The organism is Neorhizobium sp. P1_A6, from assembly GCF_056406795.1.
The window spans coordinates 315412-331658 of sequence record NZ_JBFTZM010000001.1 but is presented as its reverse complement, the minus strand read 5'-3'; the positions used below and the strand labels follow the sequence as shown (position 1 = coordinate 331658).

Sequence of the window (16247 nt, the reverse complement as noted above, 5' to 3'; positions counted from 1 at the left end):
TGTCCTCAATGACGGATGCGCGGATCGAGAAGCGCATAGGCGAGATCGATCAGCAGGTTCATGAGGAAGATCGCCAGCGCGGTCACCAGGATCGCGGCCAGGACGACGTTGAAATCCCGCTGCAGGATCGAGTCGATCATCAGCTTACCGACACCGGGGAAACCAAAGATCGTCTCGACCACGACGGCGCCGTTCAAAAGGCTCGCTGCCTGGTCGCCGATGACGGTGATGACCGGCAGCATGGCGTTGCGCAGGGCATGGATGAAGATGATCGGGCCGGCTTTGACGCCTTTTGCACGGGCCGTCTTCACATAAGCGGAGGATAAGGCGCCGATCATCGAGCCGCGCACGACCTGGACGATGATGCCGAAGGGACGGACGAACAGGACGCCGATCGGCAGGATCCAGTGCAGGATCGAACCGGTGCCGGATGTCGGCAGCCATGCAAGGTTTACCGAGAACACGACGATCGCGACGATGGCCAGCCAGAAGTCCGGCACCGATGCGCCTACCAGCGAAATCATCGAGGAGAGCCGGTCGAAGAAGCCGCCGGAGCGAAAAGCGGCGAGCGAGCCGACGACGATGGCCGCGGCCGTGACGAGCGACATGGTGATCACCGCAAGCCAGAGCGTCCACACGAACGCTTCCGTCACCACATCCAGCGCCGGCCGCGCCTTGCGGAGCGATTCACCAAGATTTCCGGTCAGCACGTCGCCGACATAACGTCCGAACTGCACCATCAGCGGGTCGTTCAAGCCATGAAGCTCGCGGAACTGCTGCTTCATTTCGGCCGAAGCTTCGACGGGCAGGAAGAGAGCGGCCGGATCGCCCGTCAGGCGGGACAGGAAGAACACCAGTACAAGCAGCCCGACCAGTGAAATCAAGCTCGCCACGGAGCGCTTACGAATGAAACTAAGCATGTCGCCCTCGACTATTATGGCGGCGGATGGGTACCCGCCGCCTTTGGGTCGTGATTGGAAATCCGGGAGCCGGTTTCCGCTGACTATTTGATGCCGATTTCCGACAATTGCAGCATTGAATTTGTAGCGATGGTCGGTTTGAAGTCGATACGCGGCGAAACGCGCGAGAAGCCGACCATGTGGAAGAGAAGGGCGTCGGCAACCACGTCGTCATGCAGGTAGGCGATCAGCTGTGACCAGAGCTTTGCACGTTCGTCACCGACTGCCGCCGAAGCGCGCTTGATCAGGTCGTCGACCTTCGGGTCGGAGAAGCCCGACTGCGTGCCCTGCGAGGCATATTTGAAGAACATGGTGAAGGACGGATCACCCTTGGAATTGTCGTGCATAGCGGCGACGATGATCGGACCACGACCTTCCTTGAAGGGCTTGGAGTAGTAGCTCTCGTGCTCGGCCACTTCGACGAACTTCAGATCGACCTTGAAGCCGACTTCCTGGAGCTGTGACTGAACCGCTTCCATGATTTCCGTGACGTTCGGGAAGTTCGCCGTGCGGGCGATCAGCGTGATCGGCGTATCGACCTTTACGCCGGCGGCCTTTGCCTCGGCAAGAAGCTTCTTGGCGCCTTCCGGATCATAGGGGAACACCTTGACGTCCGGGTTCCAGCCTTGCGTGGTCGGCGGCACCAGCGCCGTCGCAAGCACGGCTCCTTGGGGCACCAGCGTGCCGATGAACGCCTGGCGATCGATGGCCAGATTGAGCGCCTTGCGAACCCGCACGTCGTTCAGCGGCTGAATGTTGTGGTCGAGGCGCAGATAGACCGTCTCGCTGTCGAGATAGGAGAAGTCAGTCTTCGGGTCGGTCGCATCGAGCTGCGAGATCGACGGAGAAAGGTCCGCTTCTCCGGCCTTCACCATCGCCGCACGTACGGACGGATCGGCGCGGAACAGGTAGGTGGCCTCGGTCACCTGCGGTTTGGCACCCCAGTAATCGCTGCGAGCCGCAAGCACGATCTGCTGACCCGGCGTCCAGTTCTTCAGCGCATAGGGACCGGTGCCGATCGGCTCGCGAATGAATGCGAGCGGAGTTTCTTCCGGAACGATCGTGACCAGCGACATCAGCAAAGGCAGGATCGGCTGGGCCGGATCGGCCTTGAAATCGATCGTGTAGGGGTCGACGACATTGGCGCTGATCTTCATGCCACCGAAATAGCGGCGGGATTCGCAGGCGTTCTTGTCGCTCATCACGCGGTCGAAGCTGTGCTTCACATCCTTGGCGTCGAACGTCGTCCCGTTGGAGAACTTTACGCCTTGGCGGAGATGGAACCGCCAGCTGCCGTCCTGGGTCTGCTCCCATTTTTCGGCCAGGCGCGGCATGACGCCCTTCTTGCCGCGAACATCGAGCTCGGTCAGCGTTTCGCTGACGTTCTCCATGATGATACGGCCGATATTGGAACGGGTCGCCATGCACGGCTCCAGCAGATCGGCTTCTTCAGGCAGCACAATCTTGATAGGGCCGGACCCTGCGTAAGCGGGGGCAAGCGCAGATCCGAGGATCAGCGCGGTCATCAGCATCTTCTTCATGTGGTTCACCTCCCAAGTGAATATAAATTGATCAGACACCGTTCCGATCGACCTGCCGTGGCCCGGTGGATGAACGGCTGATTTGGTGATTGGCGAGCCGACCCGTGAAGGAAGACCGATGGCGATTTAGAGGCTCTATCGCGGGGCGTTCAGGTCTTGGACCGAAAATTTTCCCCGACGGCAGGGCCACATATTTCGCTGCACCGCGATCGCCTACTCCTCCTGTGCTATTCTCCCCCAAACCATGTTCTGTCGCGCACAGTTTGTCAAATTGTTTTGCGATGTTATTTTTTGAGGAAAATTTGCGCGTAAAATTATTGTTATTTTACAGCATGTTAATGCTCTGCAAGTCTCCAGAAGTTAGGGCTGGTGTATTTTATAAAACTTGACAACTTTGTGTTTCTGGTAATTCTCGGGGCTTAGAGGAGAGCTTTATGAGCCCTGATGAAATAGCGTCAGCGATGACTGGCAAGGTACGGATGACCGCCGGCAGGCACGAAGCCTTCCTGCCTTCCCCCATGGTGCAGAACCATGCAAGCTTCCTACATCTCCTGGCCGACGGTGCGTTGATCTGCGCCTGGTTCGGTGGCTCGCTGGAAGGCAAGTCCGACATATCCATTTTCGCGTCCGTTCTCGTGCCGGGCTCGGACGTCTGGGGTCTGCCGCAGAGGCTGAGCTTCGATGACGCCCATTCCGAGCAGAACCCGGTTCTGTTTAGCGCGCCCGATGGCCGGCTCTGGCTTTTCCATACTTCACAGCCTTCCGGTAACCAGGACGAATGCCGTATCCGCATGGCTGAAATCCGGCGAGATCAAAGCGATACGACAAGACTGACAGCGGAAGCCGGCGGTTATCTCGATCTGCCGAAAGGATGTTTTATCCGGGCTCCGCTGACGGTGCGAGATGACGGCGCATGGCTTCTGCCGATCTTCCGTTGCGTTCAGCGACCGGGCCAGAAGTGGAACGGAAGCCATGATACGGCGGCGGTCGGGATATCGACAGATGCCGGGAAAACCTGGCGCCTCGAAGAATTGCCGCAATCGACCGGCTGCGTCCATATGAGTCCCGTCGCCTTGCCGGCAGGCGGCCATGCGGCGTTTTTCCGCCGGAGGCAGGCGGATTTCGTCTACCGGAGCGAAAGCGCCGATGGCGGCCGATCCTGGTCGGCGCCGGAGGCAACGGATGTGCCGAACAACAATTCCTCGATCGCTGTTATCCTGTTGAAGGACGGTCGGCTTGCGATGATCTGCAACCCGGTAAGCGCGGCTCAGTCCGGTGATCGGCGGGCTTCGCTTTACGACGAACTCGGCGAAAGCGACGAAAGGCCGGATGCGGATCCCACAGGTGGTTGCTTGCCCGTGTGGGGCGTGCCCCGCGCGCCGGTCTGTGTCTGTATTTCGGATGATGGCGGGTTAAGTTTTCCAGTCCGTATCCTGATCGAAGACGGGCCGGGTACCTGCCTGTCCAACGATTCCACCGATGGCCGCAACAAGGAAATGTCCTATCCGTGGCTGCTGGAAGCGCCGGACGGGACACTGCACATCGCCTATACCTACCACAGGCGGGCAATCAAATACGTGAGCCTGGCTTCGGGCTGGGTAGACGCGACTGACGGGAGAATTTGATGAGCAATATCATTGGCATCACCATGGGAGACCCCTGTGGCGTCGGTCCGGAAGTAACGGTCAAGGCGCTGGCCGAGATGTCCGACGCCGATCGGTCCGCAACGCGGGTCTATGGCAATCTTGCGACGCTGGAGGCGGCTCGTGACGCGGTGGGGGTCACGATCGATCTCACCCCTTATGTCGTCGACCTTCCGGTGGAGGGAGCGCCTCTGCCGTGGGGGCAGTTGTCGGCGGTCGCCGGCGACGCGGCGTTCCGCTTCATCGAGCGCGCCGTACGCGATGCCGAGGCCGGTTCGATCGGCTGCATCGTCACCGCGCCGATCAACAAGGAAGCGCTCAACCTTGCAGGTCATCATTACGATGGCCACACTGGCATGTTGCGCAGCCTCACCGGTTCGGCAGCGGCATACATGCTGCTGGCGTCCGATCGTCTGAAGGTGATCCATGTCTCCACGCATGTTTCTCTGCAGGAGGCCATCCGGCGTGCCACAACGGAACGGGTTCTGGCGACGATCCGCGCCGGCGACGCGCATCTGAAGCGCATCGGTTATGAACGTCCGCGCATTGCGGTTGCCGGCATCAATCCCCATTGCGGCGAAAACGGCCTCTTCGGCACGGAAGATGACGATCAGATCGCGCCGGCCGTTGCGGCCGCCCGCGCCGAAGGCATCGAGGTTCACGGTCCGATCTCCGCCGATACGGTTTTCCACCGCGCCTATTCCGGCGCCTTCGATCTGGTCGTCGCGCAGTATCACGATCAGGGCCATATCCCGATCAAGCTCGTGGCCTTCGATACGGCCGTCAACGTCTCCGTCGATCTGCCGATCGATCGCACCTCCGTCGATCACGGCACCGCGTTCGATATCGCCGGCAAGGGGATCGCCAATCACGGCAACATGAATTCTGCCATCGCCTACGCGCGCAAGCTCGTGGCGGGGGTCCGGTAAGGAACGCGTCATGGCCATTGCACCCATCACACTCCACCAGCCGCTACGCCTCGCCGTCGGTGCCGGCACGATCAGCCAGGTTGGCGTCTGGGCCGGCGACGTCGTCTCGACCCTGGTCATTGCCACGCCGATTACGGCTGGTTTTGCCGACCGTCTGCAGTTGCCCGGCCGATTTTCGGTATTCGACGCCATTCCAGGCGAGCCGGATACCGCAACGCTGGATGCTGCGCTGGAGGCTGCCCGAAAGGCCCGCCCGCAAATGATCGTCGGACTTGGTGGTGGATCGGTATTGGATGTCGCCAAGCTGGTTGCTGCGCTGTGGGATTCCGAGCAGACGCTTGAGGACGTTGCCGGTCCCAATCGCGTCGCCGGTCGCCGCACGCGGCTTGTCCAGGTCGCGACCACCGCGGGTACCGGCTCGGAGGCGGGTATCCGCTCGCTCATCACCGATCCGGTCAAGCGGACCAAGATCGCGGTGGAGAGCCCGCACATGATCGCGGATTTCGCGGTGCTCGATCCTGAATTGACCTATTCGGTGCCTCCGGCTGTGACGGCTGCTACGGGTGTCGATGCCATGGCGCATTGCGTCGAGGCCTTCACCAACCGCCGTGCCCATCCGATGATCGACGGCTTTGCCCGCATGGGTTTTGGGCTGGTCGGCCGGTACCTGGCGCGGGCGGTGAAGGACGGGCACGATACGGAGGCCCGCGAAGGGCTGATGCTTGCTTCCTATTACGGCGGCATTTGCCTCGGCCCGGTCAATACCGCGGCCGGCCACGCGATCGCCTATCCGCTGGGCACGCGTCTCAACCTGCCGCACGGCCTGGCGAATGCCATCGTTTTCCCGCATGTCCTGGCTTTCAATCAGCCGGTCGTTGCTGCAAAGACCGCGGAAGTGGCTGCAGCATTGGGCCTTGGCGATCACCTCTCCTCGGACGAATTGCGCTCTTCAGCCTACGATTTCTGCGGAGGGCTTGGCATCCAGATGTCGCTGGCGGCTCATGGCGCCAGGCAGGAGGAACTTTCCCTCTACGCTTCGGAGGCACATGCCATCCGCCGGCTGATGGATAACAACCCGGCCGAAATGAGTGTCCAGGATGTGCTGGGTATCTATGAGGCGGCGTTTTGAAATGACGGTCATCCGGCTGTAGGCTGCCGGATGACATCTAGAGGTTTCACCGGTGCGAGGACTGAAACAGTCGCTCGCGTGAACCTTTCAAGTGGTCCAGCATCAGTTGCCGCGATGCTTCCTGGTCACCGCGAGTGATCGCATCGGCGATTGCCTCGTGCTCGCCGAACACTTTCGCGAGTCCGGTGGCTTCTCTTTTCACGGAGGCGCCGTGGAATTTCATCCCCACTGCAATGTGATCTTTCAGGGCTTCCATCGCCGTCGAGAAGTAGTTGTTCTGAGCCGCACGGGCGATGGCCAGATGGAACTGGTAGTCGGCATCTTCACGATGGGCCTGGCGGTTCGTGGCATCGCGCAGCAATTCCAAGGCCCGCTTTATCGCCGCCAGGCTCTCCTTGTCGTGACGCACTGCCGCCGCAGCCGCGGCCGCCGGCTCAAGCGTCATGCGAAATTCATAACAGTTGAGGAGATCGGCGACGTTTTCCAGCTGGCCGAATCCGAGCGGTTCACGCAGGCCGAGCGCACGCACGAAGCTGCCGGCACCGCGCCTCGAATAGATCAGTCCCTGCTCGCGCAACCGTCTCAGCGCTTCCCGGATCACCGGTCGCGACACTTCGAATTCGTTGGCTAGCTCGTGTTCGGTCGGCAACCGTTCATCCGGCTTGTATGCTCCCGACTTGATCGCGCGCAACATCCGCTCAAAGACGATATCGGGAAGGCCCTTGCGGGCAGTACCGCTCTCAAGCCCCATCGTTCAACCCTTCTCGCCCATGGCTATTCTTGCTATCTCGCACAATGTGCCCGGCGTGCCGAATCCGCCGGATTTGGCGATGATGCATTGGCCATCGATATAAGCCAAGCCAAGGCCCGGCAGACATTCGCCGAGAAGCTGGAATCTCGAGACATTCATTGCCTTCAGGACAGCCTCGGCAGTCGCCCCGCCCGACAGAAGCAGAGTGGCGGCCGGCGCCGTCATGTCTGGGACTATGCCGGCCGCCATCCTGTCCGATACCAGAAGCGGCGGATCGTCCTTTCCAGCCGGCGTGGCCTGAACCAGCGTCACGCAATGCTGGGGCGGCGCGATCTTCTCCGGGCGTCCGTTCGGCGCGGCAATATAGTCAAGCACGACCGCCTGCCGCAGTTCCTCGACTTGCGCCAGAGTGATTGGATCTCTCGAGCCGATGACAAAAAGGGCGGGGCCCGGTTTGGGGAGGGCCGGTTCGGCGGTCTGACGGCCGGTCATATGACATGCCAGCGCCTCGGCGAGACCCCTGGCGCCGACAAAAAGATCGGTCCCGGCCTCGCGGCCAATTGCCAGAGCCGCGGACATGTCTTCCTGCGAAAGGGTATCGGGAATGATGGCCCGTTCGGCATGAACGCCAAGCGCATCGGCGACATTCAGCGGCTTGTCCAGGCCGAAACCTTCGACATGTCCGGTTCGGACATTCCGCCCGAAATCGGGTATCGCCGGAGCGACCAGCGCCAGGTGAAAAGGCGTGACGTCAAGCTCGGCGGCGATATTGCCCTTGAGGCGGGAATCGATCTTCTTGAACAGAACGATGTCCGATGGCAGGGACGACAGGGCCGCCGCAGTCGCCTGCCGCGCAGCCTCCGCCCCGACTTCACGAGATCCCAGGTTGATTGAAAGAACCGCGGGCCTCATTTGCAAGGCCCACTCGATAGCCTCGGCGCTCAGCGCGATTTCAGTATGCAAACCCCTGCCGGCAAACGGCGCTGCGCAATCAAGCGCGCCAGTCAGGTCGTCGGCGAGAATAACCAGCATATTAGACCACATGATCTGTTGTTATCTTTTTTGAGCGAAATATGCTCGTATTGTCAATCGTATAACTGCAGTATTTGACAAATTAAGCCGGGGCTCGTGTGCCGGATCGACCGGCCGGGCCGTATTTTTCCGGGCCTTCACTTGCCGCAATTAGCGTCCCTAAGCCGAGCGGAATTTGCTTGTCTGACGCGGGAGGTGGAGTGCGCCCGGCCAGTAGTCTTTTTGAAATCCTGCGCTAGATTAAAATGGCACTCTAAGGCAGGGGGCTTCGGTGGCTAGACAGGGCAATGACGTTCAGCGCAGTGGCGTGGATTCGAGCGACCTTTCAGACGTGAATGTCGCGGTGATGGCGGACGAAGATGCCCGCGCCCTGCTTGAAGCTCTCCTGGCGATGAGACGAGGAGATTTTTCGGTCCGGATGCGGTCCGATATGACCGGTGTCACCGGAAAAATCGCAGATACATTAAACGATATCATCGCCGCCAACCAGAAAATGGCCGCTCAGCTTGAAAATGTCGGCCAGGTGGTCGGGCGGGATGGGCGCACCAGCACGCGGGTCAGATTTGGGCTTTCCGACGGAGCCTGGGCAGACATGGAAGGGTCGATCAATACCCTGATCGACGATCTGCTGTGGCCGACGACGGCGGTTACTCGGACGATCACGGCGGTCGCCAAAGGCGACCTGCTGCAGACGGTTCCGCTTGACGTCGATGGGCGACCGCTGAAAGGGGAATTCCTGCGTTCAGCCGAGATCGTCAACACGATGATCAAGCAGCTGAGCGTGTTCACATCCGAAGTGACGCGTGTCGCCCGCGAGGTCGGCACGGATGGCAAATTGGGTGGGCAGGCTCAGGTTCCGGAAGTCACCGGCGTGTGGAAAGACCTGACCGAGAGCGTCAACTCGATGGCTTCGAACCTGACCGCTCAGGTCCGCAATATCGCAGACGTCACGATTGCAGTCGCCAACGGCGATCTTTCCAAAAAGATCACCGTCGATGTTCGCGGCGAAATCCTGCAGCTGAAGGAAGCCATCAACACGATGGTGGACCAGCTCCGCTCCTTCGCGTCGGAAGTGACGCGCGTTGCCCGAGAGGTCGGCACGGAAGGAAAGCTGGGTGGCCAGGCTCTTGTGCCGGGCGTTGCGGGCACGTGGAAGGATTTGACCGACTCGGTCAACGCAATGTGCGGTAACCTGACGGCGCAGGTGCGAAATATCGCCCAGGTGACGACCGCCGTCGCCCGCGGCGACCTCTCCCGAAAGATCACCGTCGATGTGTCCGGCGAAATCCTCGAACTGAAGGAAACCATCAATACGATGGTCGACCAGCTCAACGGCTTTGCCGGCGAGGTGACGCGTGTTGCCCGCGAAGTCGGCACCGAGGGCCGACTGGGCGGCCAGGCTCAGGTGCCGGGCGTTGCCGGGACCTGGAAAGACTTGACCGACAACGTCAATTCCATGGCCTCCAATCTTACGGCCCAGGTGCGAAACATCGCCGAAGTGTCGACTGCAATCGCCAATGGCGACTTGTCGAAAAAGATCACGGTCACGGTTTCGGGTGAAATCCTGGAACTCAAGGAAACCATCAACACGATGGTCGATCAGCTGAATGCCTTCGCCTCGGAGGTGACGCGCGTCGCCCGCGAAGTGGGAACGGAAGGACGGCTCGGCGGGCAGGCAAACGTCCGCGGTGTCGCCGGCACCTGGAAGGACCTGACGGAGAACGTCAACTCCATGGCCGGGAACCTGACGGCACAGGTCCGCAACATTGCCGAGGTCTCCACGGCAATCGCCAATGGCGACTTGTCGAAGAAGATCACCGTCGACGTGAAGGGTGAAATCCTGGAGCTGAAGGAGACCATCAACACCATGGTCGACCAGCTCAACGCGTTTGCATCCGAAGTGACGCGCGTGGCGCGCGAAGTGGGGACCGAAGGCCGGCTTGGCGGACAGGCGAATGTGCGCGGTGTCGCCGGAACCTGGAAGGATCTGACCGACTCGGTCAATTCGATGGCTTCCAACCTCACCGGCCAGGTGCGCAACATCGCTGAAGTTGCGACCGCCGTGGCCCAGGGCGACCTGTCGAAGAAGATTACCGTGACGGTGTCGGGTGAAATTCTGGAGCTCAAGGAGACCATCAACACGATGGTGGACCAGCTCAACGGCTTTGCCGGAGAGGTGACGCGTGTCGCCCGAGAGGTCGGGACTGAAGGGCGGCTCGGGGGCCAGGCGAACGTTCTGGGTGTTGCCGGAACGTGGAAGGATTTGACCGATTCGGTGAACTCGATGGCCGGCAACCTGACGGCTCAGGTCCGCAACATCGCCGAGGTCTCGACCGCGATCGCCAACGGCGACCTTTCGCGCAAGATCACCGTCGACGTGAAGGGGGAAATCCTTCAGCTGAAGGAAACCCTCAATACGATGGTGGACCAGCTCAACCGGTTCGCCTCTGAAGTGACCCGTGTGGCGCGCGAAGTGGGTACCGAAGGCAAGCTCGGCGGCCAAGCCCAGGTACCGGGCGTTGCCGGCACCTGGAAGGATCTGACCGAGAACGTCAACTCGATGGCCTCCAACCTCACCGGTCAGGTGCGAAACATCGCGGAAGTGACGACTGCGGTCGCAAGAGGAGATCTGTCGCGCAAGATCACGGTCGACGTGAAAGGCGAAATCCTGGAACTGAAAAACACCATCAACACGATGGTGGACCAGCTCAACGCCTTCGCCGGGGAAGTGACGCGCGTCGCTCGCGAGGTGGGCACCGAAGGCAAGCTCGGCGGCCAGGCGCAGGTCTCGGGCGTCGCGGGCACCTGGAAGGACCTGACGGATTCGGTGAACTCGATGGCTGGCAACCTGACGGCCCAGGTGCGCAATATCGCCGAGGTCGCCACCGCGATCGCCAATGGCGACTTGTCGCGCAAGATCACCGTCGACGTTCGCGGTGAAATCCTGCTGTTGAAGGACACGCTCAACACGATGGTCGACCAGCTGCGGTCGTTCGCCGGCGAAGTGACGCGCGTGGCGCGCGAGGTCGGCACTGACGGCCGTCTTGGCGGCCAGGCGGTGGTGCCGGGCGTCGCGGGAACATGGAAAGACCTGACCGACAACGTCAACCTGCTTGCCGCCAATCTCACCACGCAGGTCCGCAATATAGCCGAAGTCACGACCGCCGTTGCGCGAGGCGACCTGTCGCGCAAGATCACCGTCGACGTGAAGGGCGAAATTCTCGAACTGAAGAATACCATCAACACGATGGTCGATCAGCTCAACGCCTTTGCGGGCGAAGTCACCCGCGTGGCGCGCGAAGTCGGCACCGAGGGCAAGCTCGGCGGGCAGGCGCAGGTGCCGGGCGTGGCCGGGACGTGGAAAGACTTGACCGACACGGTCAACGTCATGGCCGCCAACCTGACCGAACAGGTACGCGGCATCGTCAAGGTGGTGACGGCGGTTGCCAACGGGGATCTCAAGCAGAACCTCACTGTCGCCTCCAAGGGTGAGGTCGCCGCACTTGCCGAAACCATCAACAACATGACCAATACGCTCGCGACCTTCGCCGACCAGGTCACCACGGTTGCCAGAGAAGTGGGCGTCGAAGGCCGCCTCGGCGGCCAGGCGAACGTGCCGGGCACCGCCGGCACGTGGAAAGACCTGACCGGTAACGTCAACCTGCTGGCGGCAAACCTGACCACCCAGGTCCGAGCTATCGCGGAAGTCGCGACGGCCGTCACCAAGGGAGACCTGACGCGGTCGATCCAGGTGGAAGCGCGCGGTGAAGTCGCCGAGCTCAAGGACAACATCAATACGATGATCGGCAACCTGCGCCTGACGACGGAGCAGAATACCGAACAGGACTGGCTGAAGACGAACCTGGCGAGGTTCACGAACATGCTCCAGGGGCAGCGCGACCTGACGCTGGTCGGGAAAATGCTGCTTTCGGAACTCGCGCCTCTCGTCGGGGCACATCAAGGCGTTATCTATCAGGTGGACGCTGAGGATCACCAGCCAACCCTGTCTCTGCTGTCAAGTTACGCGGACGGGGTCGGTGCGGCACATCCGCGGCGTCTGGCGTTCGGCCAGGGGCTTGTGGGGCAGTGCGCCATAGATGCCCGGCGCATTCTGGTTACCAATCTTCCCGACAATGTCGTTCCCATCAGCTCTGGCGTTTTCTCGACCCTTCCCAAGAGCGCCATCGTTCTGCCGGTTCACTTTGAAGGGCAGGTCAAGGCGGTGATCGAGCTTGCGTCGGCCGGCGAATTTACCGAGTTGCAGCTTTCCTTCCTGGACCAGCTGACGACCTCGATCGGCATCGTGCTCAACTCGATCGAGGCGACGATGCAGACGGAAGGCCTGCTCAAGCAATCGCAACAGCTTGCGACAGAACTTCAGACGCAGCAGAGGGAGTTGCAGCAGACCAACGAGCAGCTTGAGCAAAAGGCGCAGCAGCTCGAAGAACGAAATGTCGAGGTCGAGGCGAAGAACCAGGAAATCGAGCAGGCTCGCCGCGCGCTGGAAGAGAAAGCAACCGAGCTGGCGCTGACGTCGAAATACAAGTCCGAGTTCCTCGCCAACATGTCGCACGAGCTGCGCACGCCGCTGAACTCGATCCTTATCCTCGGCCAGCAGCTCGGAGAAAACCCCGACGGCAACCTCTCCGGCAAGCAGGTGGAGTTCGCAAAGACGATCCACGGGGCTGGCACCGATCTCCTCAACCTGATCAGTGATATTCTCGATCTCTCCAAAATCGAGTCGGGGACCGTGTCGGTCGATGCCGAAGAGATATTCATCACCAACCTGCTGGAGATGATGTCGCGGCCGTTCAGGCATGAGGCGGAAAATCGCGATCTCAGCTACATGGTCGAGATTGGCGAGGACGTGCCGAGAAGCATCATTACCGACTCCAAGCGGTTGCAGCAGATCCTCAAGAACCTGTTGTCCAACGCCTTCAAGTTCACCGCGCAAGGCGGCGTCACGCTGAAAGTCGCTCCGGTGACCGAAGGCTGGTCGCTGGATCATTCGTCTCTCAAACATGCGCCATCGGTGATCGCCTTCGAGGTCACCGATACCGGGATCGGCATACCGCCCGAAAAGCAGCGCATCATATTCGAGGCTTTCCAGCAGGCTGACGCGTCGACCAGCCGGAAGTACGGCGGCACCGGGCTGGGCCTTGCGATCAGCCGTGAACTCGCGAACCTTCTTGGCGGCGAAATCCAGCTGCGCAGCACGCCCGGCGTCGGCAGCACGTTCGTGCTCTATTTGCCGCTGACATATGTGGGCGCTTCCCCCGCTTCTAAGGCCCTGCCGGCCCACAGCAATGTCGTGCAGCTCGCAGAGGCTGCTGCCGCACGTCGCGCCGACAAGCCCGCGGAACAGGTCGAAGACGATCGTGGCGAAATACAGCCCGGGGATGCGGTTCTGCTGATCGTCGAGGACGATCCGCATTATGCCCGCGTCCTTGTCGATCTGGCCCATGACAGCGGGTTCAAGGTGCTGGTGGCGACGCGCGGTGGCGAAGCGCTGAATTTGGCGCAGGAATACAAACCTGCCGCGATATCCCTCGACATTTTCCTGCCGGACATGCTCGGCTGGACGGTGCTGAGCCAACTCAAGCAGAGCGCGGCGACGCGGCATATTCCCGTTCAGATCATCAGCCTTGATGAGGACCGTCAACATGGCCTCACACGCGGCGCCTTCGCATTCATGAGCAAGCCGACCACGACCGACAGTCTCGGTAAAGCATTCCTGCGGCTGAAGAATTATGCGGAGCCGCGCCGCAAGCGGCTTCTTCTTGTTGAAGACAGCGAGGCTGAGCGGCTGAGCGTGACCGCTCTGCTCAGCCATGACGATATCGACATCGAAAGTGTCGGCTCGGGTGCCGAGGCGCTCGCCGCACTTAAAGAGGATCCGGCCGACTGCGTCGTTCTCGATCTTACTCTGCCTGATATGTCCGGTTTCGAAGTTCTCGAAAAGATCCGTGACGACGATGACATTGCCGAGGTTCCGGTCGTGGTCTTCACGGGACGCGAGCTCTCGCCCGAGGAGGACGCCCGGCTACACACCATGGCGCGCAGCGTCGTGGTGAAGGGTGTAGAGTCGCCTGAGCGTCTCCTGGACGAGACTGCCCTGTTCCTCCACAGGGTCGTGGCCGATATGCCGGCCGCCAAGCAAGCGATGCTCGAGGAACTTCACAGCTCCGACGAGGATCTGATCGGAGAGACCGTTTTGCTGGTGGATGACGACGCCCGCAATATCTTCGCACTCAGCAGTGTTCTCGAACGTCGCGGAATGAGAGTTCTGACCGCGACCACAGGCAGCGAAGCCATCGACGTCATTCAGAAGGATCGGGCCATCGCCATCGTTCTGATGGACATCATGATGCCAGGAATGGACGGTTACGAAACGACGCAGGTGATCCGCTCGGATCCCAGATTCCGACGCCTGCCGATCCTTGCGCTGACCGCGAAAGCAATGAAAGGCGATCGCGAGAAGTGCCTGGAAGCGGGTGCGTCTGATTATCTGGCAAAGCCGGTCAATACCGAACAACTGCTATCCGCGCTCCGCATGTGGTTGCACCGCTAGGGGATATGGCCATGGACCCTGTCAACATCCTTCTCGTGGACGATCAGCCGGCGAAACTTCTAAGCTACGAGGTCGTGCTCCAGGAGCTTGGTGAAAATCTGATCAAGGCCCAGTCGGGGCGAGAGGCTTTGGAGCACCTCCTGCGCAACGATATTGCCGTCATTCTGGTGGATGTCTGCATGCCGGAGCAGGATGGTTTCGAACTCGTCAGCATGATCCGGGAGCATCCCCGCTACCAGCATACGGCAATCATATTCGTATCGGCCGTCATGATGGCTGAACCGGACCGGTTGCGCGGTTATGCGGCCGGAGCGGTCGATTATGTCTCGGTTCCCATCGTTCCCGAAGTTCTGCGGGCCAAGGTGCGGGTATTCGCCGACTTGTACCGAAAGACGAGGGAACTTGAGCGGTTGAACGCTGACCTCGAGGACAGGGTGCGCGAACGTACCGCCGAGCTCGAAGCTTCCTCCAATCAATTGCGTCAGCTTAACGAAGAACTCGAGGAACGGATTGACCAGAGGACGCGCGAGCGGGAAGAGGCGATTGCTCAACTGTTCGAGGCGCAGAAGCTGGACACGATCGGTCAGCTGACCGGCGGCGTCGCCCATGACTTCAATAATCTGCTGATGGCGGTGCTGGGAAGCCTGAACCTCCTGAAGAAGCGACTTCCCACCGATGAGAAGAGCGAGCGGCTGGTCGCCAATGCGATACAGGCAGCCGAGCGTGGCGCGGCTTTGACCCAGCGATTGCTGGCATTCGCGCGCCGCCAGGAATTGAAGCCGCACGCGGTCGATTTCGCCGAGCTCTTCGAAAACATTCAGGACCTCCTGAGCAAGGCGCTCGGACCTGGGGTGGATATCAGGAAAGATATTCCGCCACGGCTGCCGCAGTTGCTGGTCGACAGCAATCAGCTCGAGCTTGCCCTCCTCAACCTGTTCGTCAACGCCCGGGATGCCATGACCGGGGGTGGCACGATCGTGGTGTCCGCAGAGGAAAAAGATGTCACGCGGGCCAGCAGCCTGACCGTCGGCCGTTACGTGCGAATTTCGGTTTCCGACACCGGAGAGGGCATGGACGAAGCCACGGTGACGCGTGCGGCCGAGCCCTTTTTTACGACGAAGGGACCTGGGAAGGGAACCGGTCTGGGCCTTTCCATGGTACATGGTCTGGCGGCCCAGTCGGGCGGTATTCTGGACCTGTCGAGTGTCAAGGGAGAGGGGACGACCGTGTCCCTGTGGTTGCCGATCGCCGAAGATATTGGTGGGACGGCTCCATCGCCGGAGGCCGCACCGCAGGATGCTGCTCCCAATATGCCGAATGCGCTGACGGTACTTGTGGTCGATGACGATGCGCTCGTCAGCATGGGAACCTCGGCCATGCTGGAAGATCTTGGCCATGTCACCACGGAGGCGCCTTCGGCCGCTGCCGCACTGGAAATCCTCAACTCCGGCCGGAGGTTCGACCTCGTCATCACGGACCATGCCATGCCCGGGATGACCGGGGCGGAGCTCGCGCGCCTGATCATCGGGTCCTATCCGGGCTTGCCGGTGATCCTGGCCTCCGGATATGTCGAACTACACGAAGATCACGGGCTTTCAGATCTCTTGCGCATGACCAAACCGTTCACTCAAGAGCAACTTCAGACGGCAGTCCATCGCGCGGTGGCCGAGCGGGCGTCGGCCGCCTGAGCGC

The 16247-nt window shown here is 60.9% G+C and carries 9 protein-coding genes; 5 read left to right on the top strand and 4 right to left on the bottom strand.

Annotated features, from left to right (window positions below; all coding sequences use genetic code 11):
* Window positions 1-5: 5 nt before the first annotated feature.
* Entirely contained in the window at window positions 6-920 is a 915-nt protein-coding gene (locus AC1D3C_RS01410; RefSeq protein ID WP_040125628.1) for an ABC transporter permease, read from the bottom strand.
* 83 nt (window positions 921-1003) lie between these two features.
* Window positions 1004-2500 (bottom strand): ABC transporter substrate-binding protein, encoded by a 1497-nt coding sequence (locus tag AC1D3C_RS01405; protein WP_477481603.1) that lies wholly within the window; start codon window positions 2498-2500, stop codon window positions 1004-1006.
* A 434-nt stretch (window positions 2501-2934) separates the two neighbouring features.
* On the opposite strand from AC1D3C_RS01405, the gene AC1D3C_RS01400 reads away from it, so the two are divergent.
* From AC1D3C_RS01400 to AC1D3C_RS01390, 3 genes are read left to right on the top strand one after another with little or no spacing between them, the layout of a single operon-like run.
* The gene (locus AC1D3C_RS01400; protein WP_477481602.1) at window positions 2935-4125 is read left to right on the top strand and encodes a sialidase family protein; all 1191 of its coding nucleotides are present in this window, start codon (window positions 2935-2937) and stop codon (window positions 4123-4125) included.
* The gene (gene pdxA, locus AC1D3C_RS01395) at window positions 4125-5072 is read left to right on the top strand and encodes a 4-hydroxythreonine-4-phosphate dehydrogenase PdxA (RefSeq protein WP_477481601.1); all 948 of its coding nucleotides are present in this window, start codon (window positions 4125-4127) and stop codon (window positions 5070-5072) included. Before AC1D3C_RS01400 ends, pdxA begins: the two co-directional genes overlap by 1 nt.
* A 10-nt stretch (window positions 5073-5082) precedes the next feature.
* Window positions 5083-6201, top strand: a complete 1119-nt coding sequence (locus AC1D3C_RS01390; RefSeq protein WP_477481600.1) for an iron-containing alcohol dehydrogenase — start codon at window positions 5083-5085, stop codon at window positions 6199-6201.
* Between the two features lie 46 nt (window positions 6202-6247).
* On the opposite strand, the gene AC1D3C_RS01385 is transcribed toward AC1D3C_RS01390, so the two are convergent.
* Both AC1D3C_RS01385 and AC1D3C_RS01380 read right to left on the bottom strand, forming a co-directional pair.
* Window positions 6248-6952, bottom strand: coding sequence for a FadR/GntR family transcriptional regulator (locus AC1D3C_RS01385; RefSeq protein ID WP_040125623.1), 705 nt, complete (start codon window positions 6950-6952; stop codon window positions 6248-6250).
* 3 nt (window positions 6953-6955) lie between these two features.
* A complete protein-coding gene (locus AC1D3C_RS01380) occupies window positions 6956-7984 on the bottom strand; it encodes a four-carbon acid sugar kinase family protein (RefSeq protein WP_477481599.1) in 1029 nt (342 codons plus the stop codon).
* 346 nt (window positions 7985-8330) lie between these two features.
* Here AC1D3C_RS01380 and AC1D3C_RS01375 point away from each other — a divergent pair, with 346 nt between their 5' ends.
* Together AC1D3C_RS01375 and AC1D3C_RS01370 are read left to right on the top strand one after the other, a co-directional pair.
* Window positions 8331-14555 (top strand): HAMP domain-containing protein, encoded by a 6225-nt coding sequence (locus AC1D3C_RS01375; protein WP_477481981.1) that lies wholly within the window; start codon window positions 8331-8333, stop codon window positions 14553-14555.
* Between the two features lie 11 nt (window positions 14556-14566).
* Window positions 14567-16243, top strand: coding sequence for a response regulator (locus AC1D3C_RS01370; RefSeq protein WP_477481598.1), 1677 nt, complete (start codon window positions 14567-14569; stop codon window positions 16241-16243).
* The last annotated feature ends 4 nt before the right edge of the window (window positions 16244-16247 follow it).

Excerpts from the sequence above, each read along its gene's own strand:
- AC1D3C_RS01400 (WP_477481602.1), top strand. The coding sequence starts at position 2,935 with ATGAGCCCTGATGAAATAGCGTCAGCGATGACTGGCAAGGTACGGATG.
- AC1D3C_RS01370 (WP_477481598.1), top strand. The coding sequence starts at position 14,567 with ATGGACCCTGTCAACATCCTTCTCGTGGACGATCAGCCGGCGAAACTT.
- AC1D3C_RS01405 (WP_477481603.1), bottom strand. The coding sequence starts at position 2,500 with ATGAAGAAGATGCTGATGACCGCGCTGATCCTCGGATCTGCGCTTGCC.
- AC1D3C_RS01380 (WP_477481599.1), bottom strand. The coding sequence starts at position 7,984 with ATGCTGGTTATTCTCGCCGACGACCTGACTGGCGCGCTTGATTGCGCA.
- AC1D3C_RS01375 (WP_477481981.1), top strand. The coding sequence starts at position 8,331 with ATGGCGGACGAAGATGCCCGCGCCCTGCTTGAAGCTCTCCTGGCGATG.
- AC1D3C_RS01410 (WP_040125628.1), bottom strand. The coding sequence starts at position 920 with ATGCTTAGTTTCATTCGTAAGCGCTCCGTGGCGAGCTTGATTTCACTG.
- pdxA (WP_477481601.1), top strand. The coding sequence starts at position 4,125 with ATGAGCAATATCATTGGCATCACCATGGGAGACCCCTGTGGCGTCGGT.
- AC1D3C_RS01390 (WP_477481600.1), top strand. The coding sequence starts at position 5,083 with ATGGCCATTGCACCCATCACACTCCACCAGCCGCTACGCCTCGCCGTC.
- AC1D3C_RS01385 (WP_040125623.1), bottom strand. The coding sequence starts at position 6,952 with ATGGGGCTTGAGAGCGGTACTGCCCGCAAGGGCCTTCCCGATATCGTC.